The following is a 24,669-nucleotide window of genomic DNA, read 5'->3' on the forward strand; positions in this document are numbered from 1 at the left end:
TATTAAAAAATAATAAATTTTATAGCGCTATGGTGCCATTCCAACCTTATTTGTAAAAACTGAGAGAAAAGCTGTTTCCCAAACTCTTGTTTGAGCGACCCGTCACGTAAGCTCTTGCTTACCGGTTTCGAGAAGCTCATGCCTTGAGCTTTTGTCGAAGGCTTGCCCTGAGCCCCCCCTTGTCGAAGGGGGGGAGCTTCTCGTACTGTATTCCCAAGCAAAGAGCTTGGGAACGAGCGACAGGCCGAAGTACTTCCGTCCGCTCACTGCTGACAGTTAACCGCTAACTATTTTTTAAGCGTGTTTCATCAAGCGTTCTTTTTCACGTTGCCAATCTCGATCCTTCGACGCTGTCCGCTTGTCATGTAATTTTTTGCCTTTGGCCAAGCCGATTTCAATTTTGGCTCGACCGTTTTTCCAATACATCGATAAGGGAATCAACGTATACCCTTTGCGCTCGACGCTACCTATCAATTTGTTCAGTTCTTGACGATGCAGCAGAAGCTTTCTACCGCGTATGGAATCCGGATTGACGTGTGTGGAAGCGGATAATAGCGGCGAGATATGCGCACCATACAACCACGCTTCGCCTCGCTTGATTTGCACATAACTTTCCTTTAGTTGCGCACGGCCCTCTCTCAGGCTTTTGACTTCCCAACCCTCTAAAACTAAACCCGCTTCGAAGCGTTCTTCAATAAAATATTCGTGCGTAGCCTGGCGATTTGTAGCGATGGTATTGTTTTGCGACTTGTTTTTTTTCTTCGATTTTTTATCGGCCATGGCGTGTTAAGTGGATTTATAAACTGACGGGATCTAATAATTTTGGTATTTTACTCGATTTATTAATAATTATTCAGCTTTATAGCAAAGAACAGGCACGGAAATGACGCAAACAAAGAAATCAATTCATGGTGAATGGTCGTCGCGCTTAGCATTCATTTTAGCGGCGACCGGTTCGGCGGTCGGTTTAGGCAATATCTGGAAATTTCCTTATATTGCGGGAGAAAACGGTGGCGGAGCTTTTGTTATCGTTTATCTGCTTTGTATTCTGTTGATCGGCCTTCCGATTATGATGGCGGAAACGCTCATAGGTCGCCGCGGACGGCAAAGCCCCATTAATACGATGTCGGATTTAGCCGATGAGGCGAATGCCGATCCTAAATGGCATTATGTGGGTTGGTTGGGCGTTATTTCCGGATTTTTGATTTTGTCTTATTACAGCGTAGTAGCCGGTTGGGGTATCGCCTATGTTTTCAAAGCTTTTTTAGGTAGCTTTTCAGACGCGGACGGCACAGCAATCAAGAATACTTTTAGCGATCTAATGAGCAGTCCGCTGCAACAGATTTTTTGGCATAGTATTTTTATGCTGGTGACTATGCTAGTGGTATCGAGAGGGGTAGCCGGCGGCTTGGAGAAAGCAGTCAGATTTTTGATGCCCGGTTTGTTTGTGATTTTAATGTTGCTGGTTGCATATGCGATGACGACCGGGTCTTACCAACAAGGCATTAACTTTTTGTTCAATCCGGATTTTAGCAAAATTACCGGTCAAGCCGTTTTAACCGCAATGGGGCATGCGTTTTTTACATTGAGCCTAGGCATAGGCGCGATCATGGTGTACGGTTCTTATTTACCGAATAGCATTTCGATTACACGGACCAGTATCTTGATCGCCGGAGCCGATACCGCTGTTGCTTTGCTGGCCGGTATCGCGATTTTTCCAATTGTTTTTGCAAATAACCTGGAAGTCGCTGCCGGACCCGGGTTGATTTTTCAAACGCTACCGATTGCATTCGGCAATATGACCGGCGGCTGGCTGTTTGGCATTTTGTTTTTCGTTCTGCTGGTTTTTGCGGCGCTTTCTTCGTCAATTTCACTAATCGAACCGGCTGTTGCATGGCTGGTCGAAAACAAAGAAGTCGATCGCAAGAAAGCATGTGTCTGGGCCGGGCTTGCTACGTGGGTGGTAGGATTAGGCACGGTATTTTCTTTCAATGTTTGGTCGGATTTTAAAATTTTCGACCGATCCATTTTCGATTTATTGGATTATTTGACGGCTAATTTATTGTTACCCATCGGCGGTTTCTGTGTGGCCGTTTTTGCCGGTTGGATCATGAGACCCGAAGATAGCGAGCATGAATTGCGCAGTTCCAAACCAATATATTATCAAGTCTGGTGGTTTCTGGTTCGATACGTCTCTCCCGCAGCAGTTTTTCTGGTGTTTTTGAACGTGGTCGGAGTGCTTTAAAAATGGTGTTGGTACAAAAAAGCGCGTTGGTTAAATACTCCGCGCAAAAGATGTTCGATCTGGTCGATAATATCGAAGCGTATCCGGAGTTTTTACCCTGGTGCTCAGGCAGCCGAATTTTGTCTCGCAAGGACGATGTTGTCGAAGCCGAATTAATGATTGCTAAGGGAGGGTTTAAAAAATCGTTTGCAACCCGTAACCAACTGGACCATGGCGGTCGGATTACGATTGAACTACTGAACGGGCCATTCACGCACCTGGAAGGCAAATGGGACTTTATGCCTCTGCGTGAGGATGCGAGTAAAATTTCATTGGATCTTGAATTCGAAATGTCCGGAAAATTGGCGAGTCTGGCTTTCGGGGCTGTCTTTAATCAAATATGCAATACTATGGTGGCCTCGTTTACCGAGCGTGCAAAGGAAATATATGGCTGAAAAATTCATTAGAGTAGAAGTCGCTTATGCTAAACCGGAAAACCAGGTTATTTTAAATACTACAGTACCGGAGGGTGCAACAGTCGAGGAAGCTATTATAAAATCCGGGGTTATAACGCGCTTTCCTGAAATCAATTTGTCTCAAGCCAAAGTTGGTATTTTTAGTAGCGCCTGCAAACTGGATCGGGTGTTAAAGGAGTTTGACAGAGTAGAAATTTACCGACCATTACTGCACGACCCTAAGGAGTCAAGAAGAAGCAAGGCTGCAAAAGAATAAGTGATTGGCTTGTAAAATTCCTTCAGAAAGTTCAACTCTCTGAGGGAATTCTTGATCTAATTGACCCTGGAAGATGAAGTGAGCGGATCATTATCGATTGTGTTGTCGTCCGCCGGTTTTTTGAACTCAATCGTGCTACTTGATGTTTCATCGCTACCAAACACACCGGTTATTTTTTCCCAAACTGTTTTTTCTAATTTGCGCTTGGGTAACACAAGTGTTGTCTCGTGCGAAACTCGTTCTGTGGGTTTTGAGCTGGGTCTGAAATCGCCTTGTACGCCTATCAATTGATCCTCATCAAAGAGCAGCGTCACTTTTTTTTGCAGTCTTGGTCCGCCTTCCAATTGTTCAGAAAAAATATAATCCCAACGTTGCTGTTGAAAAGGGTCGAGCAACATGGGCGAACCCATGATGTATAAAACCTGGCGTTTATTCATGCCGGGACGCAACTGATCGATGATTTCCTGGTCGATCATATTGCCTTGTTGAATATCCAAAGTATAGACACCCGGCAAGTTTTCCATGATGGTTGTACATGAGGCGAGTATAAAGCTTGCTAGGAAGCATGAAAAGACAAGCGGCTTTTTCATTTAGCGTCTAAGGGATAAGCAAAACGGCAATCTTACATCAATTGCAATAATTATCCTAGAATGCAGTTCTACACTGTTAAACTGTATGCTCATTACTAATAAAAAAGGCTACAATAGCTTTTTGATTTTAGTTCGCTGCTTTTTATACCTTTCGCACTTCAAATTTCGGCATTAGCCTGTGGAGGTGCCGGGGTGTTAGGCCCCTCACCTAACGCTAGGTGAGGAGATGGCATGGATGCTGTCACAGAGCCTACATGGACGTATTTACAGCGTCTTTTGACGGGCACCCCGGCACCGAACTTTGACTAGCAAAGGGTATAGGTACCGAACAGATTTAATTTATCCCGGACAGCAAAACGATCCATTTATTAATAGGAGATTTTATTTTGGAAAAACAAGATTTAAGGGACGCAGGCTTAAAAGTCACTCTACCTCGCGTTAAAATTCTTGAAATTCTTGAAAGCCAAAAAGACGATCGTCATCTAACTGCCGAACAGGTCTACAAAATCCTGTTGAGTGAAAATGAAGAAATCGGGCTAGCCACTGTTTATCGAGTTTTGACTCAATTTGAAGCCGCTGGTTTGGTTGCAAGACATCATTTCGAAGGTGGAAATTCGGTCTTCGAACTAAATACAGGCGGTCATCATGATCACATTGTTTGCGTCAAATGCGGAAAAGTCGACGAGTTCACCGACCCGGTCATCGAAAGCAGGCAAAAAGAGATTGCCGACAAGTTGGGGTATGAATTAACCGATCACAGCTTGTATTTATATGGATTGTGCGTTAATTGCAAAAAATCCTAATTCCGTCCATCCTCTATCCATCACTGAATGTTTAAACCTCTCATTTTGTATATTGGCCTGCGCTATACGCGGGCAAAACGCCGCACGCAATTTATTTCATTCATCACGCTGACATCCATACTCGGCATCGCTTTGGGAGTGACCGCATTGATCACCGTCTTGTCGGTGATGAACGGTTTCGAAGCGGAATTGCGCGAACGGATTTTGGGCATGACCTCGCACGCCACCGTTACGGGACTCGATGGCCAATTGGATGACTGGCAAAAACTAAATGGCTTGATTGAAAGCTATCCTAATATAGAAGGGACAGCGCCATTCATTAATGGCCAAGTCATGATTAATGCGGACCGACGAGTCAGCGGCTCGATGTTGCGTGGCATCTTGCCGAATGTGGAGCATCAGGTCTCCGAGGTTGCTGAAAAAATGAAAGCCGGTTCTCTCGAACAACTGGTACCCGGCGAATACAATATCGTTTTAGGTGCGGAATTGGCCGCCTATCTCGGTGCGATGGTCGGAGACAAAATTACTGTAATCACCCCTCAAATTACGTCGACGCCAGCCGGAATATTGCCTCGTATGCGCCGATTTACCGTCAGTGGTGTTTTCGAAGTCGGTATGTATGAGTATGACCGAAATATGGCGATTATCCATTTAGATGATGCATCAAGATTATTCAGAATGGGGGAGGCGGTTTCCGGCCTACGCTTAAAGCTTGACGATTTGTTCAATGCACCGCAAATTAGTCGATCTATCGCTCAAGCATTGTATGAAGATTATCGAGTTAGCGATTGGACGCAAGCGCACAGTAATTTTTTCCGCGCGATTCAAACCGAAAAGCGGGTCATGTTTATCATTTTACTGTTAATCGTTGCGGTTGCCGCTTTCAATATTGTATCGACGCTGGTCATGGTTGTAACGGATAAACGCGGTGATATCGCTATTTTGAAAACTCAGGGTCTGTCTTCGCCTTCGGTCATGGGAATTTTCATCGTTTTAGGTGGAATCATCGGTGTAGTCGGCACTTTGTTGGGTACCGCGGGAGGTATTGCCTTGGCGCTGAATGTAGAAACCATTGTGCCCGCGATAGAACAATTTTTCGGCGTGCAGTTTATGGCGGCCGATGTCTATTACATCAGCGAGTTGCCTTCGAAACTGGAATGGGAGGATGTGTATACAATCGCTGGGATGGCTTTTTCGTTATCGTTACTCGCAACCCTTTATCCGGCCTGGCAAGCATCAAAAATCAATCCCGCGGAAGTTTTAAGATATGAATGATTCGACTATTTTACAGTGCCGCAACTTGACCAAAAGTTTCAAGCAAGGCGGACTCAATGTCGATGTATTGAAAGGCGTCGATTTAAATATCGGCATTGGTGAACGTGTGGCTATCATGGGCGCTTCCGGTTCCGGTAAAAGCACCTTGCTGCATATGCTTGGCGGGCTCGATAAACCCGATGGCGGCGAGGTCGTTTTGGACGGCGTCAACCTCAATAAAGTCAATTCGACTAAATTAAATAAACTGAGAAACAGCTCATTGGGTTTCATTTACCAATTTCATCATTTGCTGGGCGAGTTCACGGTATTGGAAAATGTGGCGATGCCGTTGTTGATCGGCGGTGAAACGGTCGGTCAAGCTCGTTATAAGGCCGATGAGCTATTGCAACGAGTCGGTTTAGGGCATCGAGTGGAGCATAAGCCCGGCGAACTTTCCGGTGGAGAGCGGCAGCGGGCCGCAGTTGCTAGGGCGTTGATCAATCAACCGAAATGCGTATTAGCCGACGAGCCGACCGGTAATCTAGACAGTAAAACGGCCGAGCAAATTTATCAACTAATGTTAGAGTTGAATCGTGAACTTAAAGTGAGCTTCCTAATTGTCACTCATGATCCGGATCTGGCTCAGCGCATGGATACCGTATTGCATATGGAAGATGGTTTGATCGTCAATTACTAGAAATGGTGAATGGTGCGGATTTTCAATCACTTGTCAAGGTCGTATCATTCATATTTCATCAGCTTTCAGATATTTGTACGAAACGTAACTATTCAGTCCCCCGGCTATTCTCGTTGCAACGCTCTGCGAACAACGTTATACATAAATTGTAGGGTACGCTTCGCGTACCTAAGGACCGAAACCCTGCCCAGGTCAAACCATAAGGGCTTGGGTTACTATTGGCGGAGTCGCCATGGTACGCGCAGCGTACCCTACTTCAGTTCCGGCGATTGCGTGATGTTTCTATTGCGCTGGACGGCCAACAACGTATCTCGAAGGAGATGTGTATAACGGCAAGCGCTGGAGCATGGAAACTATAGGGTTGTGAATAATTTCCACGAAACTGTTATTTTTAGAGCCGTCTCATAGCGCAAAGAAACTAACGCTTCTGCCGCTTAGTCCAGCGTTTACCGACATGATAGCGCCACAGATTGCTCATGCCGAAATAGCCGGCAGCTGAACTTATTGTACCGATGACCAAGCAACCCAACAAAAACGGAGCCCAAATATCGCCTAATTCCGCCATGGCATTTTCAAAGGTAAATTCAACGTCGTCATGCGGCTTTCTCGCCATCAGGAGCAACCCGACCCTATAGGCAAAATAAAACATCGGAGGCATCGTAAATGGGTTAGTGATCCACACCAACGCGACCGACAAAGGTAAATTGGCCCGAAAATAAAAAGCGCCAACCGCGGCAATTGCCATCTGGCCGGGGACAGGAATCCAGGCTGTAAATAAACCGATTGCAAAAGCCAGCGCTACCGAACGACGGTTTAAATGCCATAAATTCGGCTCGTGTAAGCGCTCACCCAAAAACTGTAGGTTTTTGTGTTCTTTGATTTTATCGGGATGAGGCAGATACTTTTTGATGAGCTTTTTAGGCATGATCTTTGTAATTATAGTTTTTCAGACCCTTAGTTTATCAGGTTTTTTAAAAGCCGAAAAAGCATAAATAACTCGGAGAACTGATGGCTAGATCCGCGTTTTTATTCGCAGCCGGCATTTGGATTGTTCAACAATTTCCACAATTACCTGATGATTGGCATTGGCTGGCCTCTGCTTGCGTCCTGGTCGGAATTTTACTCAGACTAAAATTTCGAAAAGCCGCGACCTTTTTGTTCGGCATGCTATGGGCTATTGTTTTTGCTTCGATTGCTTTATCGAATCGACTCCCGATCGATTTGGAAAGCAAGATAATACCGATACAGGGACGCATTACCGGGCTGCCCCGTCAAAGCGATAGGCGTGTTCGTTTCAACCTAACCGATATTCAAGGTCCTGAAGGCATCCCTAAGAAACTGCGCTTGAGTTGGTATAATCCCAAGCACGAAATTAAAGCCGGCCAGTATTGGTCGTTTTCGGTCAAACTAAAACGGCCGCATGGCAATTTGAATCCGGGCGGTTTCGATTATGAGCGTTGGTTACTGGGCGAAGGTATCGGGGCAACCGGTTATGTTCGTGATAGACCATCGCCTGTAATGGTTTCGGACAAGTCATCGTTTTTTAATATTTCAACTTGGCGTCAACAACTTTCGAATAGGCTTAATAATGCAGGTGTTTCAAGCGATACAATCGGCATTATCAAGGCTCTGGCAATCGGCGATAGGCAGGAGCTTAGTTCAGCGCAATGGAATATCTTCCGTAACACCGGAACCGTTCATTTAATAGCGATTTCCGGTTTGCATATCGGGCTAATTTCAGGATTGATTTATTTAACGGTCGTTAAATTCTGGGCCAGAACCGGAGTATTGAGACTGTCGCCCCATCATGCCGGCGCGCTTGCGGCGCTGTTTATCGCTGCGCTCTATGCCGGTTTGGCCGGGTTTTCGGTGCCGACACAACGCGCCTTGATCATGTTGGCAGCAGTTATGTTCTCGGTCATTTGGCAAAGAAACGTCATTCTCTCCAATACATTAGCGTTAGCTTTATTTGCCGTACTGTCGATGGATCCCTTGGCGATATTATCCCCCGGTTTTTGGCTCTCGTTTTTGGCGGTTATCTTTATAGTCTTCATTGCAGGGGGGCGACTTCAGGAAACAAACCGTTGGCTGGCGGCGCTAAAAATTCATTGGGCGATGGCATTAGCACTTGCGCCGGTATTGTTATTCTTTTTTCAGCAGACGTCATTAATTGCGCCATTGGCAAATTTAATTGCAGTTCCTGTCGTTAGCTTTCTGGTTGTACCCATTCTGCTTCCTTCCATGTTTCTTCTCGGGCCGATACCTGAGTTGGCGGAACCTTTATTGTTGGTAGTCGACACAATATTAAAAGGATTGTTTTGGTTTTTGGCTGAGTTAGCCGATTGGCCATTCGCGATACTTTCTTACCCTCAACCTACGTTGATTGCAGTGGCTTTTTTTGTGCTGGGTGTTTTTATTTTATTAACGCCGCGAGGGTTAGACGGGCGCTGGCTAGGATGCCTAATGCTTTGTCCATTATTTTTTCCGAGCTTGGATCGTCCGGAAGATGGCGGGGTTAAGCTATCCTTACTCGATGTCGGCCAAGGTTTGGCTACCGTAGTGCAAACCGCAAAGCATGTTTTGGTATTCGATACCGGAATTCGTTTCGATTCCGGATCGGATAGCGGCATATCGGTCTTGTTGCCGTTTTTACATTATCATGGCATAGATCGAGTCGATAAGCTTATTATCAGTCACGGCGATAACGACCACATCGGCGGCGCGGCTTCATTACTCAGGGGGATTAGGACGGATGCAGTTTTGAGCAGTGTGCCGGAACGAATTGATCATGTGTCGGCTGATTTTTGTAGAACCGGTCAAAGTTGGTTATGGGACGGCGTCTCTTTTATTATGTTGGCGCCCGGCGAAACGGCCAGTTTTCGCTCGAATAATGATAACTCCTGCGTACTCAAGGTTGTTACAGAACAAGGCATTATCTTGTTGACCGGCGATATTGAAAAAAACGTTGAAGCTTGGTTAATTGAAAAATACGCTTACGATTTGCTTGCCGATATTTTGATAGTCCCGCATCATGGCAGTAAGACATCTTCGACGCATGCATTTTTGCAAGCCGTTTCCCCAAGTTATGCACTGATTCCATCCGGTTATAAGAACCGTTTCGGATTTCCTCATCAAGAAGTCATCGAACGTTTGGATGATTTAAACATCAATTGGTTTGATACTGGGCGCCATGGTGCTTTGACCGTAACGACGACAAAACACACGCTAAAATTGGAAGCACAACGCCTAGCCCATCGGCGCTATTGGCATGCGACGCCATGATTAGCCTAAGCCCATAAAAAAGCCTAATGGAAAAAATAATAACCAAGTACTTTACTATGGTATTAAATAGGACTAAAATAGTCCTGAATTTTTGGAGCAGGGTATGTTGCGTCTAGGCAAGTTAACAGATTATGCGACAGTGATTTTAAGCTATATGGCAAAAAACCGCTTCCAGATGCATGCCGCCAATGAAATCGCCGATATAACCGGTATTGCACCGGCAACGGTCAGTAAACTTCTAAAACAACTCGCCAAGGCGGGCCTAGTTTGCTCGACTCGAGGAGCGAAAGGCGGTTATGAGCTGGCGAACGTACCCGAACATATTACTGTGGCGAGCATTATTAGCGCCGTAGAAGGCCCTATTGCTTTAACCGAATGCAGTATTTCGCAACAAAACTGCGAACAGGCCGGCGGCTGCGAAATCCGCGGCAGTTGGGGAAAAATCAATCAAGCCATCTTTAATGCGCTTGATTCAATTACACTAGCGGATTTGATTTTGCCGGCATCGAAGCCGGAAGAATTTTATGTGCCGGTAGCGAGTCTTTACCGGTAACGACGGAGAACGAAATGTCAGCAAGCGCAAAAGAAATCGAACAACTGATCGGAAAAGAATACAAGCAAGGCTTTGTCACAGAATTGGAAACCGACACTTTTCCGCCCGGTCTGAACGAAGAAGTGATTCATAAGCTCTGGAAAATCAAAAATGAACCCGAGTTTATGCTGGAGTACAGACTGAAGGCGTTTCGTCATTGGCAAACGATGAAGTCGCCGGAGTGGGCTTTCGTCAAGTTCGACCCGATCGATTATCAAGCAGTGAGTTATTACTCGGCGCCTAAGCGTAAGGAAGACGGACCGAAAAGTCTCGACGAAGTCGATCCGCAAATTCTAGAAGCCTACAAAAAACTTGGCATTCCGCTCGACGAACAGGAGCGCCTGGCCGGTGTTGCGGTCGATGCGGTGTTCGACAGCGTCTCGGTCGCGACTACATTTAAGAGTAAGCTGAAAGAAGCCGGGGTAATTTTTTGCCCGATTTCCGAAGCCTTGCGCGAATATCCGGATTTGGTTCAACAATATCTCGGCTCGGTCGTGCCGACCGGAGATAATTTTTTCGCAGCACTGAACTCTGCCGTGTTTACCGACGGTTCTTTCGTTTATATTCCGAAAGGCGTACGCTGCCCAATGGAGTTGTCGACTTATTTTCGAATCAATGCAGCCAATACCGGACAATTCGAAAGAACCTTGATTATCGCCGACGAAGGCAGTTATGTCAGTTATCTCGAAGGCTGCACAGCGCCAATGCGCGACGAGAACCAATTACATGCCGCAGTCGTCGAATTGATCGCATTGGATAATGCCGAAATCAAATATTCAACTGTACAAAACTGGTATCCCGGCGACAAGGAGGGTAAGGGCGGTATTTATAATTTCGTGACTAAGCGCGCCGATTGCCGCGGTGAAAACTCGAAGGTATCGTGGACGCAAGTCGAAACCGGATCGGCAATCACCTGGAAGTATCCAAGCTGTGTATTGACCGGCAATAATTCGATCGGAGAATTTTATTCGGTCGCGTTGACTAACAATTATCAACAAGCCGATACCGGCACGAAAATGATTCATATCGGCAAAAACACGCGCAGCACGATCATTTCTAAAGGCATTTCGGCGGGCAGGGCGCAGAACACTTATCGCGGCTTGGTCAAAGTCTTGAAAGGTGCCGAGAATGCGCGCAACTATACGCAATGCGATTCGCTCTTGGTCGGCGACAAATGCGGCGCGCATACGTTCCCTTATGTCGAGGTCAAACAACCTTCAGCGCAGGTCGAACACGAGGCGACGACATCGAAAATCAGCGAGGATCAATTGTTTTTCTGCCAGCAGCGCGGTCTTTCCGCCGAAGACGCGGTTTCCATGATCGTCAACGGTTTCTGTAAAGAGGTCTTCAAGGAATTGCCGATGGAATTTGCAGTCGAGGCACAGGCTTTGTTAGGGCTCAGTTTGGAAGGATCGGTAGGTTAGCGACGATCATCTAATGAACGCGGCTTTATAACGATCAAACCATATAAATTTTTAGGAAATCAACATGCTCAACATTGAAAATCTCCACGTTAGCGTGGGCGACAAACCAATTTTGAAAGGTATTAATCTTCAAGTGAAACCCGGCGAAATTCATGCCATCATGGGGCCTAACGGCTCCGGAAAAAGCACGCTATCCCATGTTTTGTCAGGCAAGAGCGGTTATACCGTCACCCAAGGTCAAGTAACTTATGAAGGCCAAGACCTGACTGAAATGGCGCCTGAAATCAGAGCCCGCGAAGGCGTGTTCTTGGCCTTTCAGTATCCGGTCGAAATACCGGGGGTCAGCAATATTTACTTATTGAAAGCTGCGCTGAACTCGATTCGCAAACACCAAGGCTTGCCCGAAGTCGACGCGATGGATTTTTTGACGTTGATCAAAGAAAAAGTTCGTCTGCTCGAAATGGATGAAAGATTCCTGTACCGGGCCGTCAACGAAGGCTTCTCGGGCGGAGAGAAAAAGCGCAATGAAATCCTGCAAATGGCGGTGTTGGAGCCGAAACTATGCATTCTCGACGAAACCGATTCCGGTCTCGACATCGATGCATTGAAAGTCGTCGCCGAGGGCGTCAATTCAATACGTTCGCCGGAGCGTTCGTTCGTAATGATTACGCATTATCAACGACTGCTCGATTACATTAAGCCGGATTTCGTGCATGTCTTGGCGCACGGACAAATCGTCAAATCGGGCGGGCCGGAGTTGGCATTGGAGCTCGAAGAAAAAGGCTATAGCTGGGTTGAAAACAAACAGGCCGCTTGATATGACTACGCAAACCGCTAGCCGTTATACGGCAGAATATTCGAAAATCGAAGCGAAGTTGCCCGGAGGATTGCTGCCGTGGCTGCGCGAATTGCGCAATGATGCGCTGAAACAATTTTCCGGGCGCGGTTTTCCGTCGCTGCGGGAAGAAGAATGGCGCTATACGAACGTATCCAGCATCGAGAAAAATTTGTTCGAACCTCGTCTTGAGCCGAGCGATCAACAAATCGACAACGATTGGCTCAAAAATTATCGTTTGGCCGATTGCTGGCAAATTGTGTTAGTCGACGGCTATTACTCGGCTGAATTGTCCAACCTAGCAGGCATTCCGAAAAACGTCACGATAAAGAGCCTAAACGAACTACTTGAAGCCGATGCCGAGCAAGTCGAACCTTACTTCGGCAAAGCGGTTAGCATTGATGAGCACAGTTTCGTCGCGTTTAATACCGCTTGGTTCGGCGATGGCGCATTCATACGCATACCGGCCAAAACCTTGCTCGACAAGCCCGTGCAATTGCTGCATGTCGTCACCGACCCGAATCGCTTGGCGGCGACGCGTAATCTCGTGATTGCCGAATCGATGGCGCAGGCGCAAATGATCGAAACCTACGTCGGCGTCGATCAAGCCTATCTATCGGCGGCGGTCACCGAAGTGTTCGTCGAGCCGAACGCCGATTTGACTATGTTCAAACTGCAATGCGAATCGGAAAAAGCGTATCACTTCGGCGGTACTTATGTGAAACAGTCTCGTGACGCACGTTTCAGTCATCACAATTTCGCCTTCGGAAGCCTATTGGCGAGAAGCGATATTCATGTCGACCTCGGCCATGCGAGCGAATGTAATTTGAACGGTTTGTATCTGGGTATCAAACGGCAGCATCTCGACAACCATACGCGCATCAATCACCTTGAACCGTATGCAGTCAGTCGCGAAGTTTATAAAGGCGTGTTGGACGACAGAGCGCGCGGCGTGTTTCAAGGGCGTGTCGTTGTCGCCGAGGATGCACAAAAGACCGATTCGGAAATGAACAATCGCAATTTATTGTTATCGAACGATGCTGAAGTCGACACCAAGCCGCAGCTGGAAATCTATGCCGACGATGTCAAATGCGCGCATGGCGTGACGGTCGGACAGCTCGACGAAAAGTCGGTGTTTTATCTGCAATCGCGCTGCGTCGATGAGGAAACCGCCCGTAACATGCTGACTTTCGCGTTCGCGAACGAGATGGTTACTAAGATAAAGCAAAAAAGCCTACACGACCTGGTGCTTGCCGAAGTGCTGAAGCGCTTTCCGCAGCAAGGGATCACGCAAGATTGGCTGTAAGGGGTATTTGCCGGGATTTCGCTTTGTTTCATCCCAGCCGACCGGTTCAAAACGCGGCGTAGGCTGGGGTGATACCAAGGCTGGGTTAAAGTATGTCGCCGATATCGATTGTGATTTCAGGGAGTTCGGACAAGGCCATCGAATCACCGAACGTCAATGTTCGCTTCTCCGCATAAAGATCGCCGGCCGGCTTTCGGTAAATTTCGACACAGGAATCTTTCAGGTTGAGAAGCCAGTACTCGGGAATTCGGTGTAAGGCATAAAGATGCATTTTCTGGTTACGGTCGAAATCGAGCGACGAATCGGCAACTTCGATCAGCAATAAGACATCGTTGGCGACAGGATGACGGGTCGAGTAAAAGTCCGGGTTCGGCTTCAAGAGCATGAAGTCAGGTTCCGGTTCGGACAGATCGCCGAGTTGCAACGGGTTTTGCGCATTCATGATAGCCTTTCCCGCTACGTGCATGGCAAAGAAATTCATTAGCCGAATGACATGACCTGCATGATTGCAGCCTATTGGGGACATTTCCAAGATTTCTCCGTTGATCAGTTCGAGACGGCTGTCGGGCGGGAAAATGCCGGCTTCGGCCAATCTGCGCCATTCGTCGATATTGGTCAGATGTTTTCGAGGATTCGCGATCACCATAATTGAAACCGGTTGATTTTAAAAAAGATGTAATTATTCAGCATAACTCATGTATGAGAAGGTGTCAGGCATTGATTTATAAGTCTGTCTGCAACAGGACGTTGCAGACAGAGCTTACAGGGATGTGTTCACGCGTGCTTAGAAATCAATGCCTGACACCAACCTATCGCATGCGCTGAATCGTTACAAAAAGATAAAATATAAAGAATATACGCCAAACTAGCAAACCATGACTCAATTTCCTATCGATAAAATACGCAACGATTTTCCGATCCTGAACGAGAAAATCCGTAATAAACCGCTGGTCTATCTGGACAATGCGGCCTCAAGCCAGAAACCGAACGTCGTGATCGATTGCATCAGTCACGTCTATCGCCATGATTATGCAAATGTGCATCGCGGAGTGCATACGCTCAGCGTACGCTCGACCGATAAGTTCGAAGGAGCTCGGGAAAAGATCAAAGATTTTATCAATGCCGAATCGGACAAGGAAATCATTTTCACAAAGGGCACTACCGAATCGATCAATCTGGTCGCGCAAAGCTATGGGAAAGCCAACATCAAAGCCGGCGACGAAATTCTAATCAGCGCGATGGAACACCATTCCAACATCGTGCCATGGCAAATGTTGTGCGAGCAGACCGGCGCGATACTGAAAGTCGCTCCGATCAATCTTCGCGGCGAACTGATTCTCGACGAATTCATCAAATTGATCGGCGATAAAACGCGTCTGATCTCGGTCGCTCATATGTCTAATGCCTTGGGTACGATTAATCCGGTCAAACAAATCATCGCGGCCGCGCATGACAAGAATATTCCGGTATTACTCGACGGCGCGCAGGCGATACCCCACATGCCTGTCGATGTGCTCGATCTCGACTGCGATTTTTATGCTTTTTCCGGCCATAAGCTATACGGCCCATCCGGCATCGGCGTGTTGTACGGCAAACAAGCCTTGCTCGAAGCGATGCCTCCGTATCAAGGCGGCGGCGACATGATTCGCAAAGTCACGTTCGAAGAAACCGAGTACAATACGCTGCCTTATAAATTTGAGGCCGGTACGCCGAGCATCGCCGACGCAATAGCCCTTGGCGCAGCAATCGATTATCTGAACGAAATCGGCATGGGCGCTGTCGCCTTATATGAGGCCGAGCTACTCGATTACGCGACCGAACAGGCTAAGAAAATCAAAGGCCTTCGAATCATCGGCGAAGCAGCCGAAAAAGGCGCTATCCTATCCTTCGTACTGGACAAAATCCATCCGCACGATATCGGCACGATGCTGGACAGCTTAGGCATCGCGGTGAGAGCCGGGCATCACTGCGCGATGCCGGTCATGGACTTTTTCGAAGTGCCCGCAACCGCGCGAGCGTCGTTCGCGATATATAATACGAAGCAAGAAATCGATGTATTGATGAACGGAATAGAATCTTTAATAGAGGTATTTGGTTAATGTTTGACGATTTAAGAGATCTCTACCAAGAGGTCATTTTCGACCACAACCGCAATCCGCGTAATTTCAGGATCATCGAGAATGCGGATAGGAAAGTGGACGGTTTCAATCCGCTGTGCGGCGACCGCCTGACGCTCTATTTGAAAATGAACGGCGATGTAATCGAAGACGCGAGCTTTCAAGGTTCAGGCTGCGCCATTTCGACCGCCTCGGTTTCGTTGATGACCGAAATCGTCAAAGGCAAAACCGAAGCCGAAGCCGAAGCCTTGTTCAAGACTTTTCACGAAATGACGACCGGCAAGGACGAACAGATCAATCTCGAAGCCGTCGGCAAGCTGGCCGTGTTGGCCGGCGTCAGAGAGTATCCTGCACGTGTCAAATGCGCGACGCTGGCTTGGCATACGCTCGATGCCGCGCTGAAGAACGAAAAACAAGCGGTTTCGACCGAATAAGCGCCTTTGTCCGAGCAACTTTATATCGGTAAACTCGCGGTGCTTTATGAAGGGCAGGGCGATGCCGCTGATTTTAAGCGATTGGCCGAAAGGTTGCGCGTTCCGCTTAGAGTAAGGTCCGAACCCAACTTCGATCCGCTTGAATCATTTTATTTGACCTGGCGCGACGGTGTGCTGAAACTGCTCGATCGTGAACTGCTGAAAAAAGGCGGTCTGGCGGTCGATATCGAACCACGGCCCGGCGAGCAAAGATCCTGGCCCGCGCCGAAAAACACGCCGCTTGGCCAAGCCTTGGGACGAAAAACGCAGACCGTCGTCGACGCTACGACCGGTTGGGGCCAGGACAGTCTGCATATTTTCAGAATGGGCTATCGTTTGCGCTGCATCGAACGTTCGCCGGTCATGGTCGAGTTATTGCTAGATGCTTTTCGGCGTTTAGGCGAATTGGAGTGGGTCAAAAACCTATCGCTCGAATTACCCGAATTGATCGCCGGCAATGCCATACAAATTCTCGCTGGGCTCGACCCGAAGCCCGACTGCATCTATATCGATCCGATGTTTCCGCCGAAACGCAAAAAATCGGCGTTGGCGAAAAAATCGATGACAATCTTGCACGAACTACTCGGCGATGATCCGGATAAAGACGCCTTGTTTGAAATCGCGATGCAGGCAGCAGAGAAAAAAGTGGTCGTGAAGAGTCCCGATTATGCGCAGCCGCTCGGCGGGAAACCGAGTCAGAGTTTTCATGGCAAACTGTTGCGTTACGATGTGTATATCAAAAGCTAAAACTCAGGAGTTATCATGTCCGATTGGATAGATGTCGTCGATCAAGATGCATTGGCCGACGGCGAACATGTCGTTGTTGAAGTCGATGGCGCTGATGTCGCGATATTCAAAATAGACGGCGAATTTTTCGCGATCGAGGATGTATGCACGCATGACGGTGCAGAAATCGCCAGCGGCGAACTCGACGGAGACGAAATCATTTGCCCGAGACACGGCGCTCGATTCTGCGTCAAAACCGGCGCAGTCAAGTCCGCGCCGGCTTATGAAGACATCCCCTGTTTTCCTTTGCGTATCGAAAACCACCGTCTTCAAGTTCGCGACGATCGTTGGGATTAGCCGTTCAATCGTTTTTCGTTTATGAATGAAACGCGCTAATCGTATATAATCTAATGTTTTTCCATGAGGCCGATTAATTGCGAGTCAATGTTCGGCCAATGGTCTTTCGGTTTCATTAGATTATAAAAATTCATGCAAGAAATTAATCCTATCAAAAACAAAATCACCGACCTCAAAAGCCGCGGCGACGCGCTTAGGAGGTATCTTTGACTTCGATATCAAAAGCGAACGCCTCGTCGAAGTTCTGAAAGAACTCGAAGATCCCTCAATTTGGAACAACCCCGAACAGGCTCAAGCGATGGGTAAGGAACGGGTGCAACTCGAAAAAGTCGTCAATACGATCAACGAATTGGATCACGGCCTCGCCGACGCCGAAGAGTTACTAGTGATGGCAGTAGAAGAGGGAGACGAAGAAACTGTCGATACGGTTGCGAACGACCTTGATCAACTCGAAAGAAAAGTCGCCGAACTCGAATTCCGACGCATGTTCTCCGGCGAAATGGACGCGAATAATGCCTTTCTCGACATCCAGTCTGGTTCCGGCGGTACCGAAGCACAAGATTGGGCTTCAATGATCGAACGCATGTATCTGCGTTGGGGCGAAGCGAAAGGTTTCAAGACCGAATTGATCGAAGAGTCGCCGGGCGATGTCGCCGGCATCAAGAGCGCAACGATCAAGTTCGAAGGCGAATACGCCTTCGGTTGGCTGCGAACCGAAACCGGCGTGCATCGATTGGTAAGAAAATCACCGTTTGACTCCGGCAACCGCCGCCATACCTCATTTGCCTCGGTTTTTGTATCCCCCGAAATCGACGATGATATCGATATTGATATCAATCCGGCCGATTTGCGCATCGACGTTTATCGAGCCAGCGGGGCCGGTGGTCAGCATGTTAACCGGACCGAGTCCGCGGTCAGGATTACTCATGGGCCAAGCGGCATCGTCGTGCAATGTCAAAGCGATCGTTCGCAGCATAAGAACAAAGACACCGCAATGAAACAGCTCAAGGCCAAGTTATATGAAATGGAAATCATGAAACGTAGCGAGCAACAGCAGGCGCTTGAAGATTCCAAATCCGATATTGGCTGGGGCAGTCAGATCCGCTCGTATGTCTTGGATCAATCGCGCATCAAAGATTTGCGCACCAACATCGAAACCGGCAACACTCAAGCCGTGCTTGACGGAGAATTGGATCAATTTATCGAAGCAAGTTTAAAAAGCGGGTTATAAACTAAAGGACTGAAGCTCAATACGATACAGTCGGAATCCTAAAGAAAGATGCTATCGCCGCGAAACTACTGATGGCATGAGTAGCCCCTTATTAACACCGGCTTTTTTAAATTTAAAATCTTAAATAACACCTTAAAATCATGTCCGAACTTTTGCAAGACGAACAAGAACAAATCAGACAACGCCGCGGCAAACTCACTGAAATCCGCGAACGCGGCATCGCTTTTCCGACCGACTTCAGACGCAATGTCGTAGTCGGCGAACTGCTGGCGGAATACGGCGAAAAAACCAAGGAAGAGCTCGAGGCCGATCCGATCCGAGTCAAGGTTGCCGGGCGCATGATGACTCGCCGCATCATGGGTAAGGCAAGTTTCTGTCATATTCAGGACATGTCCGGCAAAATGCAGCTTTATGTCGCGCGCGATCATCTGGCGGAAGGCTTTTATAACGACCAGTTCAAGAAATGGGACATCGGCGATATCATCGGCACCGAGGGTGTATTGTTCAAAACCAATGTCGGCGAATTGAGCATCAAGGTCGACGATATTCGTTTATTGACCAAGGCGCTTAGGCCGTTGCCTGAAAAATTCCACGGTATCGCCGACCAGGAAATCAAATACCGCCAGCGTTATCTGGATTTGATCATGAGCGAGCAATCGCGCAAGACTTTCCTGATCCGTTCGAAAATCGTTACATACATAAGAGAATTCTTGGTAGCGCGACAATTTCTCGAAGTCGAAACGCCCATGATGCAGGCAATTCCCGGTGGTGCGACCGCGCGTCCGTTCAAGACGCATCATAATGCCTTGGATATGGAGTTGTTTTTACGCATTGCACCGGAATTGTATTTAAAGCGTTTGATCGTCGGCGGTTTCGAGCGGGTTTTCGAAATCAACCGCAATTTCCGCAACGAAGGACTGTCGACACGGCACAATCCGGAATTCACGATGCTCGAATTCTATCAAGCCTATGCCGAGTATCACGACTTGATGGATTTGACCGAAGAAATGGTGCGAGGCATCGCACTCGAAGTACTCGGTCAAACACTGATTACTTATCAAGGCGAGCAATACGACTTCGGCAAACCTTTCGATCGCATGACCGTGGTCGAATCGATTCTGCATTTCAATCCGGATTTGACGATCGACGATTTGGCGACGCGCGAAGCGGCGGCTAAGGTGGCTGAAAATTTGAAAATCCCGGTCAAGGACGGCTACGGTCTCGGTAAGATTCAAATCGAAATCTTTGAAAAAACCGTGGAACATCGCTTGATGAATCCGACGTTTATTACCGCCTATCCGGTCGAAGTGTCGCCGTTGGCCAGACGCAACGATGACGATCAGCATGTGACCGACCGCTTCGAATTTTTCGTCGGCGGGCGTGAAATTGCGAACGGTTTTACCGAGTTGAACGACGCCGAAGACCAGGCGGAACGTTTTCGTAAGCAGGTCGAGGAAAAAGAAGCCGGTGACGATGAAGCGATGCATTATGATGCCGATTACGTGACCGCATTGGAACACGGCATGCCGCCGACGGCGGGCGAGGGCATAGGCATCGATCGCTTGGTGATGTTGTTTACCGATGCTCCGTCGATACGAGATGTATTGTTGTTCCCACATCTTCGGCCTAAGAATTAACCTATACCTACCGTAGGTCAAAATTCGGCACCGGGGTGCCCGTCAAAGGACGCCGTTAATATGTCCATGCTGGCCCCTCACCTAGCGTTAGGTGAGGGGCCGAGCACCCCGGAGTCTCCTTAGACACTGCCGAAATTTGAAGTGCGAAAGGTATAGAAAAAGCATTTCATGGTTAAACTACCGAATTTAGGTTGAATGGCTGATTCTGTAGGGCCTGACCGGTTTCTTCGCGATTACAATCTAACCGGCTTAGTTCATCGTCAAGGCTGGGAGTTTTAGACGGCGATCTTTTCGCTATTCGTTGTATTCGCGCTGGCGGGTTTCATTTATCATTACGACTTGAAAAGGATTTTATCGGGCAAAAAGGAAATGTAATCAACGAACTGCTTAAACCGAAGAGTCCATCATGAATCAACCGGCTTTACGCGAGGCGACTTACGAAGACTTGTTCGATCTGCCCGAGCATATCATCGGCGAAATCATCAACGGGCAGTTAATTACTCAACCGCGCCCGGCACCAAGACATGCCTTGGCCGCTTCGGTGATCAGCGACCAGTATATCAGTCCTTATCATCGAGGTAGGGGAGGGCCGGGCGGTTGGTGGATATTGTTCGAACCCGAATTGCATTTGGGTCGAAATATTCTGGTCCCGGACTTAGCCGGTTGGCGTCGCGAAGGCATGCCGCAACTACCCGAAGAAGCTTATTTCAGCATTGCTCCCGACTGGGCTTGCGAGGTGATTTCGCCCGGAACTTCGCGCATCGATCGCGCCGTTAAGATGCCTATTTATGCGGCATGCGAAGTGTCGTGCCTATGGCTGGTCGATCCGGGGCCAAAAACGCTTGAAGTCTATCGTTTGCTGGAAGGGCATTGGTTGCTTGAGCATACCTGGCAGAATGACGATATGGTTAGGGCGCCGCCTTTTGACGAAGTTGAACTGGCCCTGGCGGACTTGTGGGCTCCTTGATGGTCACTCGCGGGCTTTCGTATGAATAAAAAACTTCTTATCGGTGCAACGCTATATACCTTGTTCGTCGTCTACGGCAGTTTGGTTCCGCTCGATTACCGACCAATGCCTTTCGACGTTGCTTTGGAAAAATTCCGAAATATTCGTTATCTCAATCTAGGCATAGAATCGCGTGCGGACTGGGTTGCGAATATTTTGCTTTACATACCGCTGACTTACTTGTGGGCGGCTGGTTTTGGCTGTCAATTTCGCGAATACACCCGGCTACTGGTTGCGGTGCCGGTTTTGCTGTTTTGTTGGACTTTGGCTGTTTCGGTCGAGTTTGCTCAGTTATTTTTCCCACCCCGTACCGTTTCGATCAACGATTTGATCGCCGAGGCAATGGGCTCGGCCATGGGCGTAGGACTTTGGTTATTTTCAGGCGATTATTTCCGCCGTTTATCTCGTCATCTCTCGCTTGGTAATTTTCTATCGATTAAAGCGGCGATTATTTTCTATATCGCCATCTATTTTGCCTTAAGTTTTTTTCCGTTCGATTTTGTTATATCCCATCAAGAGCTTGACACTCGGTTGGCCTCGGGCAATCACAGCCTGTTTATATCCATCGATACGTGCCGAGCCGATGGTATTCGCTGTGTGGTCAAGCTGGGGGCCGAAATAGTCGTATTGATTCCGTTAGGCATTTTACTCTGTTTATTGCCTTATATTTCGCACCCCAAACTGGTTTGCATCTTAACCGGTTTTTTTATCGGATTGTTCGTCGAAATCGGTCAATTATTTTTGGCATCAGGCGTGGCGCAAGGCATTTCGGTGTTGACCCGTATGACCGGATTGGGGGTGGGCGCGGTTGTGTTTGCCTTTTTTTCTAAACACGACAAAGATTATTGGATCGCTTGTTTAAAACCCACGGTGTTAACGCTTCTACCTCTTCATGTTTTTTTGGTAGCCGCACTGAACGGCTGGACCGGCGGGAATTGGATCGGTCTTGAAAAGGCGCTTGAAAAACTCGATACGGTTCAGTTTTTACCGTTTTACTATTTCTATTACACGACCGAATCCTTGGCCATGGTGAGCTTACTCAGCAACATCGGCATGTATTTTCCGATTGGTTTGGCTTTTTGGTTATGGAACTATGCAGACTCCAAACCCGAGCGCTTTCATTGGGTTTTAGTCGGATTAACTGCTGCTGTCTTTGCCACGTTGATAGAAACCGGCAAGTTGTTTTTAGCGCCTAAGCATCCCGATCCAACCGATGTGTTGATCGCATTTGCTTCGGCGGCATTGGTCTATGAATTGCTTAATCATGCGATGCGCTGGTTTTCAAATGGTAAGATCAAGCAGGGAAGGGGATTGTCGATTGCCGAAGCATTCCACGATCACGACAATCCTATTTCGGAAGAGGATCCTATTCGGTCATCGACAACCGTCAAACCGGAAGAAATCGATAAACGTTGGCGGGTATTATCGGGGATTCTTGCGCTGATTATCGGTTGGGCTTTATTGAATTATCCGATCGGCGCACCATTGCTATCGGTCTTATTGATTGCTTACGCAGTTTTATTGTTTCGTTATCCTCATGCCTGGCTATTCGTCTTACCGGCAATGCTACCGGTTCTGGATTTTGCCCCTTGGACCGGTCGGTTCTTTTTTGACGAGTTCGATCTGGTCGTCATGACAACCCTTGCTGTTTATTATGGGCAAAAATCCAGCATTCGGTTAACCCGACAGTTTTCCGGAACGGTTAAGTTATGTTTAGTATTGTTTGCTTTAATTTACCTAATTAGCTTATATAGAGGTTTATTTCCACTGCAAGATATCGATATCAACGCCTTTTCCAATTACTACAGCCGCTATAATAGCTTACGAGTGGGCAAGGGGGTCATTTGGGCCTTCTTTTTGTTTCCGCTGATAAAACAAACATTGCAGCAATACCCAAAGGCAAAACAGCATTTCGGTTACGGGGCATTGTTGGGATTGATCGGCGTCATTGGCGTTTCGATTTGGGAACGCTTTTTGTTTTCCGGGTTGTTTAATTTTGAAAGCGATTATCGCATCACCGCAATGTTTTCAACCATGCATACCGGTGGTGGGCATATCGATGCCTATTTAGTCTTGGTATTACCTTTTACCGCGATGCTATTTCTCTACGCGCCCCGCAGATTGATAGGCGGAATGGCCGGCTTTGGAATTTTTGCTGCCGGCCTTTATGTCCTGATGGTGACCTTTTCCCGAGGACCTTATCTGGCTTTTGCTATAGCGTTGATCGTTTTTTTGATCAGTCTAGTTTTTGCCCTTAACGCGAAACATTCGCGCACTAACCGAAAATCAATACCGCTGTTGAGCGTGGTATTGCTAGTTCCGGTAATGGTCATTCCGGTCTTTCAAGGCGGCTTTATACAAGAGCGCTTCAAGCATATCAATCAAGATCTGGATGTTCGCCTGCAGCACTGGCAAGCTATTCTCGACATGAGAGATGACGACGTCATGACGACTTTATTTGGAATGGGCGTTGGCAGTTACCCAAGAACCTATTTTTGGTGGCACAGAGGCATTGGCATGCCGGCCACTTATACGATACAAAGCGATGACGGAAATCGCTATTTGCGTTTAGGATCGGGTGGTTCGCTTTATTTAGACCAACAAGTCGCGATAGAGCCCGACACCGAATATCGCTTATCTGCGGATTTACGTACGGAGTCGGGGCGAGGAGAGGTTACCTTACCCATCTGTGAAAAATCGTTATTATATTCGTTTCGTTGCGTCTGGAGTACCCTACGAATCGATTCCGAGCCGGGCTCCTGGAGCCGGACGAAAGCAACCCTAAATACAAAATATGTCGGATCCAGTTTGGGTAAAACAGCGGGAGAATTGTCGAGACGTCCGGTTAAACTGGGTATTTACAATAATAGTCAAGGCAATGTCATTGACATCGATAATATCAGCTTGATTGATTCTAATGATAAAAATCTGCTTAGCAATGGCGACTTTTCCGAAGGTACGGATTATTGGTTTTTTACGATCGATAATCACCAGGCTCTCAATATCGACAATTTTTGGGTACATCTATTATTCGATCTAGGCTGGTTTGGTACTACTGCATTTATAATCTTGCTGATTTATGCTTGTTATCGTCAGCTTAAAGCGCTTAGCAAAGGTGACTACTATGCGGCGATTTTACTCTCATCGTTTTCGGGATTCGTGGTTGTCGGTACAGTTGGAAGCCCATTCGAAGCGCCTCGACTCAGTTTATTATTTTTTCTAATCGTGTTTTTTGCATTGAGCGAAAACAAAAAATTACCATTACGCAAGCGAACCCCGGAATTCGTTAAGTCGTCATTAAGTTAATCCTTGGAAAATGTAGCCCGGCCATAGCTAAAAGGCTACGGATACGTTAACCGTTATACGCGTTACTTTTTTTAAGG

The 24,669-nt window shown here is 47.5% G+C and carries 23 protein-coding genes; 19 read left to right on the forward strand and 4 right to left on the reverse strand.

Annotated features, from left to right (window positions below):
- Positions 1 to 294 precede the first annotated feature (294 nt).
- Positions 295 to 780 (reverse strand): SsrA-binding protein SmpB, encoded by a 486-nt coding sequence (gene smpB / locus ACINK7_RS10415; protein WP_017839606.1) that lies wholly within the window; start codon positions 778 to 780, stop codon positions 295 to 297.
- A 103-nt stretch (positions 781 to 883) separates the two neighbouring features.
- Here smpB and ACINK7_RS10420 point away from each other — a divergent pair, with 103 nt between their 5' ends.
- Genes ACINK7_RS10420 through ACINK7_RS10430 form a run of 3 tightly spaced genes read left to right on the forward strand, consistent with a single transcriptional unit; the run spans position 884 to position 2,956 of the window.
- The gene (locus ACINK7_RS10420) at positions 884 to 2,245 is read left to right on the forward strand and encodes a sodium-dependent transporter (RefSeq protein ID WP_404361286.1); all 1,362 of its coding nucleotides are present in this window, start codon (positions 884 to 886) and stop codon (positions 2,243 to 2,245) included.
- A gap of 2 nt (positions 2,246 to 2,247) precedes the next feature.
- Positions 2,248 to 2,679: a type II toxin-antitoxin system RatA family toxin gene (locus ACINK7_RS10425; protein ID WP_125219487.1), complete on the forward strand. Its 432-nt coding sequence runs from the start codon at positions 2,248 to 2,250 to the stop codon at positions 2,677 to 2,679.
- Between the two features lie 7 nt (positions 2,680 to 2,686).
- Positions 2,687 to 2,956: an RnfH family protein gene (locus ACINK7_RS10430; RefSeq protein ID WP_404361435.1), complete on the forward strand. Its 270-nt coding sequence runs from the start codon at positions 2,687 to 2,689 to the stop codon at positions 2,954 to 2,956.
- A 56-nt stretch (positions 2,957 to 3,012) separates the two neighbouring features.
- Here ACINK7_RS10430 and ACINK7_RS10435 read toward each other — a convergent pair whose 3' ends face one another.
- Complete coding sequence (locus ACINK7_RS10435) at positions 3,013 to 3,480, reverse strand: outer membrane protein assembly factor BamE (RefSeq protein WP_125219489.1); 468 nt, start codon at positions 3,478 to 3,480, stop codon at positions 3,013 to 3,015.
- A gap of 452 nt (positions 3,481 to 3,932) precedes the next feature.
- Between ACINK7_RS10435 and fur the strand changes: the two genes are divergently transcribed.
- From fur to lolD, 3 genes are read left to right on the forward strand one after another with little or no spacing between them, the layout of a single operon-like run.
- Complete coding sequence (gene fur / locus ACINK7_RS10440) at positions 3,933 to 4,349, forward strand: ferric iron uptake transcriptional regulator (RefSeq protein WP_014148470.1); 417 nt, start codon at positions 3,933 to 3,935, stop codon at positions 4,347 to 4,349.
- Between the two features lie 27 nt (positions 4,350 to 4,376).
- Positions 4,377 to 5,624 (forward strand): lipoprotein-releasing ABC transporter permease subunit, encoded by a 1,248-nt coding sequence (locus tag ACINK7_RS10445; RefSeq protein ID WP_125219490.1) that lies wholly within the window; start codon positions 4,377 to 4,379, stop codon positions 5,622 to 5,624.
- Positions 5,617 to 6,300, forward strand: coding sequence for a lipoprotein-releasing ABC transporter ATP-binding protein LolD (lolD, locus tag ACINK7_RS10450; protein ID WP_404361287.1), 684 nt, complete (start codon positions 5,617 to 5,619; stop codon positions 6,298 to 6,300). The genes ACINK7_RS10445 and lolD overlap by 8 nt, the downstream gene beginning before the upstream one ends.
- 418 nt (positions 6,301 to 6,718) lie before the next feature.
- Here the strand turns inward: lolD and ACINK7_RS10455 are convergent, their stop codons facing one another.
- Entirely contained in the window at positions 6,719 to 7,225 is a 507-nt protein-coding gene (locus ACINK7_RS10455; protein WP_404361288.1) for a DUF2062 domain-containing protein, read from the reverse strand.
- An 83-nt stretch (positions 7,226 to 7,308) separates the two neighbouring features.
- Between ACINK7_RS10455 and ACINK7_RS10460 the strand changes: the two genes are divergently transcribed.
- The 5 genes from ACINK7_RS10460 to sufD all read left to right on the forward strand — a co-directional run bounded on the left by ACINK7_RS10460 (position 7,309) and on the right by sufD (position 13,739).
- Positions 7,309 to 9,582: a DNA internalization-related competence protein ComEC/Rec2 gene (locus ACINK7_RS10460; RefSeq protein ID WP_404361289.1), complete on the forward strand. Its 2,274-nt coding sequence runs from the start codon at positions 7,309 to 7,311 to the stop codon at positions 9,580 to 9,582.
- Positions 9,583 to 9,685: 103 nt separating this feature from the next.
- Positions 9,686 to 10,135 carry an SUF system Fe-S cluster assembly regulator gene (locus tag ACINK7_RS10465; RefSeq protein WP_404361290.1) on the forward strand — a complete coding sequence of 150 codons (450 nt, stop codon included), beginning with the start codon at positions 9,686 to 9,688 and terminating at the stop codon, positions 10,133 to 10,135.
- A gap of 14 nt (positions 10,136 to 10,149) precedes the next feature.
- Entirely contained in the window at positions 10,150 to 11,598 is a 1,449-nt protein-coding gene (gene sufB, locus ACINK7_RS10470; protein WP_404361291.1) for a Fe-S cluster assembly protein SufB, read from the forward strand.
- A gap of 64 nt (positions 11,599 to 11,662) precedes the next feature.
- Positions 11,663 to 12,415: a Fe-S cluster assembly ATPase SufC gene (sufC, locus tag ACINK7_RS10475; RefSeq protein WP_404361292.1), complete on the forward strand. Its 753-nt coding sequence runs from the start codon at positions 11,663 to 11,665 to the stop codon at positions 12,413 to 12,415.
- A 1-nt stretch (position 12,416) separates the two neighbouring features.
- Positions 12,417 to 13,739, forward strand: coding sequence for a Fe-S cluster assembly protein SufD (gene sufD / locus ACINK7_RS10480; RefSeq protein WP_404361293.1), 1,323 nt, complete (start codon positions 12,417 to 12,419; stop codon positions 13,737 to 13,739).
- A gap of 85 nt (positions 13,740 to 13,824) precedes the next feature.
- Here the strand turns inward: sufD and ACINK7_RS10485 are convergent, their stop codons facing one another.
- Positions 13,825 to 14,385, reverse strand: a complete 561-nt coding sequence (locus ACINK7_RS10485; protein WP_404361294.1) for a Uma2 family endonuclease — start codon at positions 14,383 to 14,385, stop codon at positions 13,825 to 13,827.
- A gap of 229 nt (positions 14,386 to 14,614) precedes the next feature.
- On the opposite strand from ACINK7_RS10485, the gene ACINK7_RS10490 reads away from it, so the two are divergent.
- The 8 genes from ACINK7_RS10490 to ACINK7_RS10525 all read left to right on the forward strand — a co-directional run bounded on the left by ACINK7_RS10490 (position 14,615) and on the right by ACINK7_RS10525 (position 24,592).
- Entirely contained in the window at positions 14,615 to 15,838 is a 1,224-nt protein-coding gene (locus tag ACINK7_RS10490) for a SufS family cysteine desulfurase (RefSeq protein ID WP_404361295.1), read from the forward strand.
- Entirely contained in the window at positions 15,838 to 16,290 is a 453-nt protein-coding gene (gene sufU, locus ACINK7_RS10495) for a Fe-S cluster assembly sulfur transfer protein SufU (RefSeq protein WP_125219500.1), read from the forward strand. The genes ACINK7_RS10490 and sufU overlap by 1 nt, the downstream gene beginning before the upstream one ends.
- Positions 16,291 to 16,296: 6 nt before the next feature.
- Positions 16,297 to 17,076: a class I SAM-dependent methyltransferase gene (locus ACINK7_RS10500; RefSeq protein ID WP_404361296.1), complete on the forward strand. Its 780-nt coding sequence runs from the start codon at positions 16,297 to 16,299 to the stop codon at positions 17,074 to 17,076.
- Positions 17,077 to 17,091: 15 nt separating this feature from the next.
- Positions 17,092 to 17,412: a non-heme iron oxygenase ferredoxin subunit gene (locus ACINK7_RS10505; protein ID WP_404361297.1), complete on the forward strand. Its 321-nt coding sequence runs from the start codon at positions 17,092 to 17,094 to the stop codon at positions 17,410 to 17,412.
- A 132-nt stretch (positions 17,413 to 17,544) separates the two neighbouring features.
- Positions 17,545 to 18,643, forward strand: a protein-coding gene (gene prfB, locus ACINK7_RS10510; RefSeq protein ID WP_404361298.1) for a peptide chain release factor 2 whose coding sequence is annotated in 2 segments (ribosomal slippage) — positions 17,545 to 17,619 and positions 17,621 to 18,643 — 1,098 coding nt in all. Because the reading frame shifts where the segments join, the coding sequence is not laid out codon by codon here.
- A 140-nt stretch (positions 18,644 to 18,783) separates the two neighbouring features.
- The gene (gene lysS, locus ACINK7_RS10515; protein ID WP_404361299.1) at positions 18,784 to 20,280 is read left to right on the forward strand and encodes a lysine--tRNA ligase; all 1,497 of its coding nucleotides are present in this window, start codon (positions 18,784 to 18,786) and stop codon (positions 20,278 to 20,280) included.
- Between the two features lie 406 nt (positions 20,281 to 20,686).
- Positions 20,687 to 21,247, forward strand: coding sequence for a Uma2 family endonuclease (locus ACINK7_RS10520; RefSeq protein ID WP_404361300.1), 561 nt, complete (start codon positions 20,687 to 20,689; stop codon positions 21,245 to 21,247).
- Between the two features lie 21 nt (positions 21,248 to 21,268).
- On the forward strand, positions 21,269 to 24,592 hold the full coding sequence (locus tag ACINK7_RS10525) for a VanZ family protein (RefSeq protein ID WP_404361301.1): 3,324 nt from the start codon (positions 21,269 to 21,271) through the stop codon (positions 24,590 to 24,592).
- Positions 24,593 to 24,669 lie beyond the last annotated feature (77 nt).

It is taken from the genome of Methylotuvimicrobium sp. KM1 (genome assembly GCF_044788715.1).
In the GTDB taxonomy this organism is placed as follows: domain Bacteria; phylum Pseudomonadota; class Gammaproteobacteria; order Methylococcales; family Methylomonadaceae; genus Methylotuvimicrobium.

What these genes read in the sequence shown, in the direction of transcription:
- ACINK7_RS10435 (WP_125219489.1), bottom strand. Translation starts at nt 3,480, where the DNA reads ATGGAAAACTTGCCGGGTGTCTATACTTTGGATATTCAACAAGGCAAT.
- lysS (WP_404361299.1), top strand. Translation starts at nt 18,784, where the DNA reads ATGTCCGAACTTTTGCAAGACGAACAAGAACAAATCAGACAACGCCGC.
- ACINK7_RS10520 (WP_404361300.1), top strand. Translation starts at nt 20,687, where the DNA reads ATGAATCAACCGGCTTTACGCGAGGCGACTTACGAAGACTTGTTCGAT.
- sufU (WP_125219500.1), top strand. Translation starts at nt 15,838, where the DNA reads ATGTTTGACGATTTAAGAGATCTCTACCAAGAGGTCATTTTCGACCAC.
- ACINK7_RS10525 (WP_404361301.1), top strand. Translation starts at nt 21,269, where the DNA reads ATGAATAAAAAACTTCTTATCGGTGCAACGCTATATACCTTGTTCGTC.
- sufC (WP_404361292.1), top strand. Translation starts at nt 11,663, where the DNA reads ATGCTCAACATTGAAAATCTCCACGTTAGCGTGGGCGACAAACCAATT.
- ACINK7_RS10455 (WP_404361288.1), bottom strand. Translation starts at nt 7,225, where the DNA reads ATGCCTAAAAAGCTCATCAAAAAGTATCTGCCTCATCCCGATAAAATC.
- sufB (WP_404361291.1), top strand. Translation starts at nt 10,150, where the DNA reads ATGTCAGCAAGCGCAAAAGAAATCGAACAACTGATCGGAAAAGAATAC.
- smpB (WP_017839606.1), bottom strand. Translation starts at nt 780, where the DNA reads ATGGCCGATAAAAAATCGAAGAAAAAAAACAAGTCGCAAAACAATACC.
- ACINK7_RS10420 (WP_404361286.1), top strand. Translation starts at nt 884, where the DNA reads ATGACGCAAACAAAGAAATCAATTCATGGTGAATGGTCGTCGCGCTTA.
- sufD (WP_404361293.1), top strand. Translation starts at nt 12,417, where the DNA reads ATGACTACGCAAACCGCTAGCCGTTATACGGCAGAATATTCGAAAATC.
- ACINK7_RS10490 (WP_404361295.1), top strand. Translation starts at nt 14,615, where the DNA reads ATGACTCAATTTCCTATCGATAAAATACGCAACGATTTTCCGATCCTG.
- ACINK7_RS10425 (WP_125219487.1), top strand. Translation starts at nt 2,248, where the DNA reads ATGGTGTTGGTACAAAAAAGCGCGTTGGTTAAATACTCCGCGCAAAAG.
- ACINK7_RS10445 (WP_125219490.1), top strand. Translation starts at nt 4,377, where the DNA reads ATGTTTAAACCTCTCATTTTGTATATTGGCCTGCGCTATACGCGGGCA.
- lolD (WP_404361287.1), top strand. Translation starts at nt 5,617, where the DNA reads ATGAATGATTCGACTATTTTACAGTGCCGCAACTTGACCAAAAGTTTC.
- ACINK7_RS10505 (WP_404361297.1), top strand. Translation starts at nt 17,092, where the DNA reads ATGTCCGATTGGATAGATGTCGTCGATCAAGATGCATTGGCCGACGGC.
- ACINK7_RS10460 (WP_404361289.1), top strand. Translation starts at nt 7,309, where the DNA reads ATGGCTAGATCCGCGTTTTTATTCGCAGCCGGCATTTGGATTGTTCAA.
- ACINK7_RS10485 (WP_404361294.1), bottom strand. Translation starts at nt 14,385, where the DNA reads ATGGTGATCGCGAATCCTCGAAAACATCTGACCAATATCGACGAATGG.
- ACINK7_RS10465 (WP_404361290.1), top strand. Translation starts at nt 9,686, where the DNA reads ATGTTGCGTCTAGGCAAGTTAACAGATTATGCGACAGTGATTTTAAGC.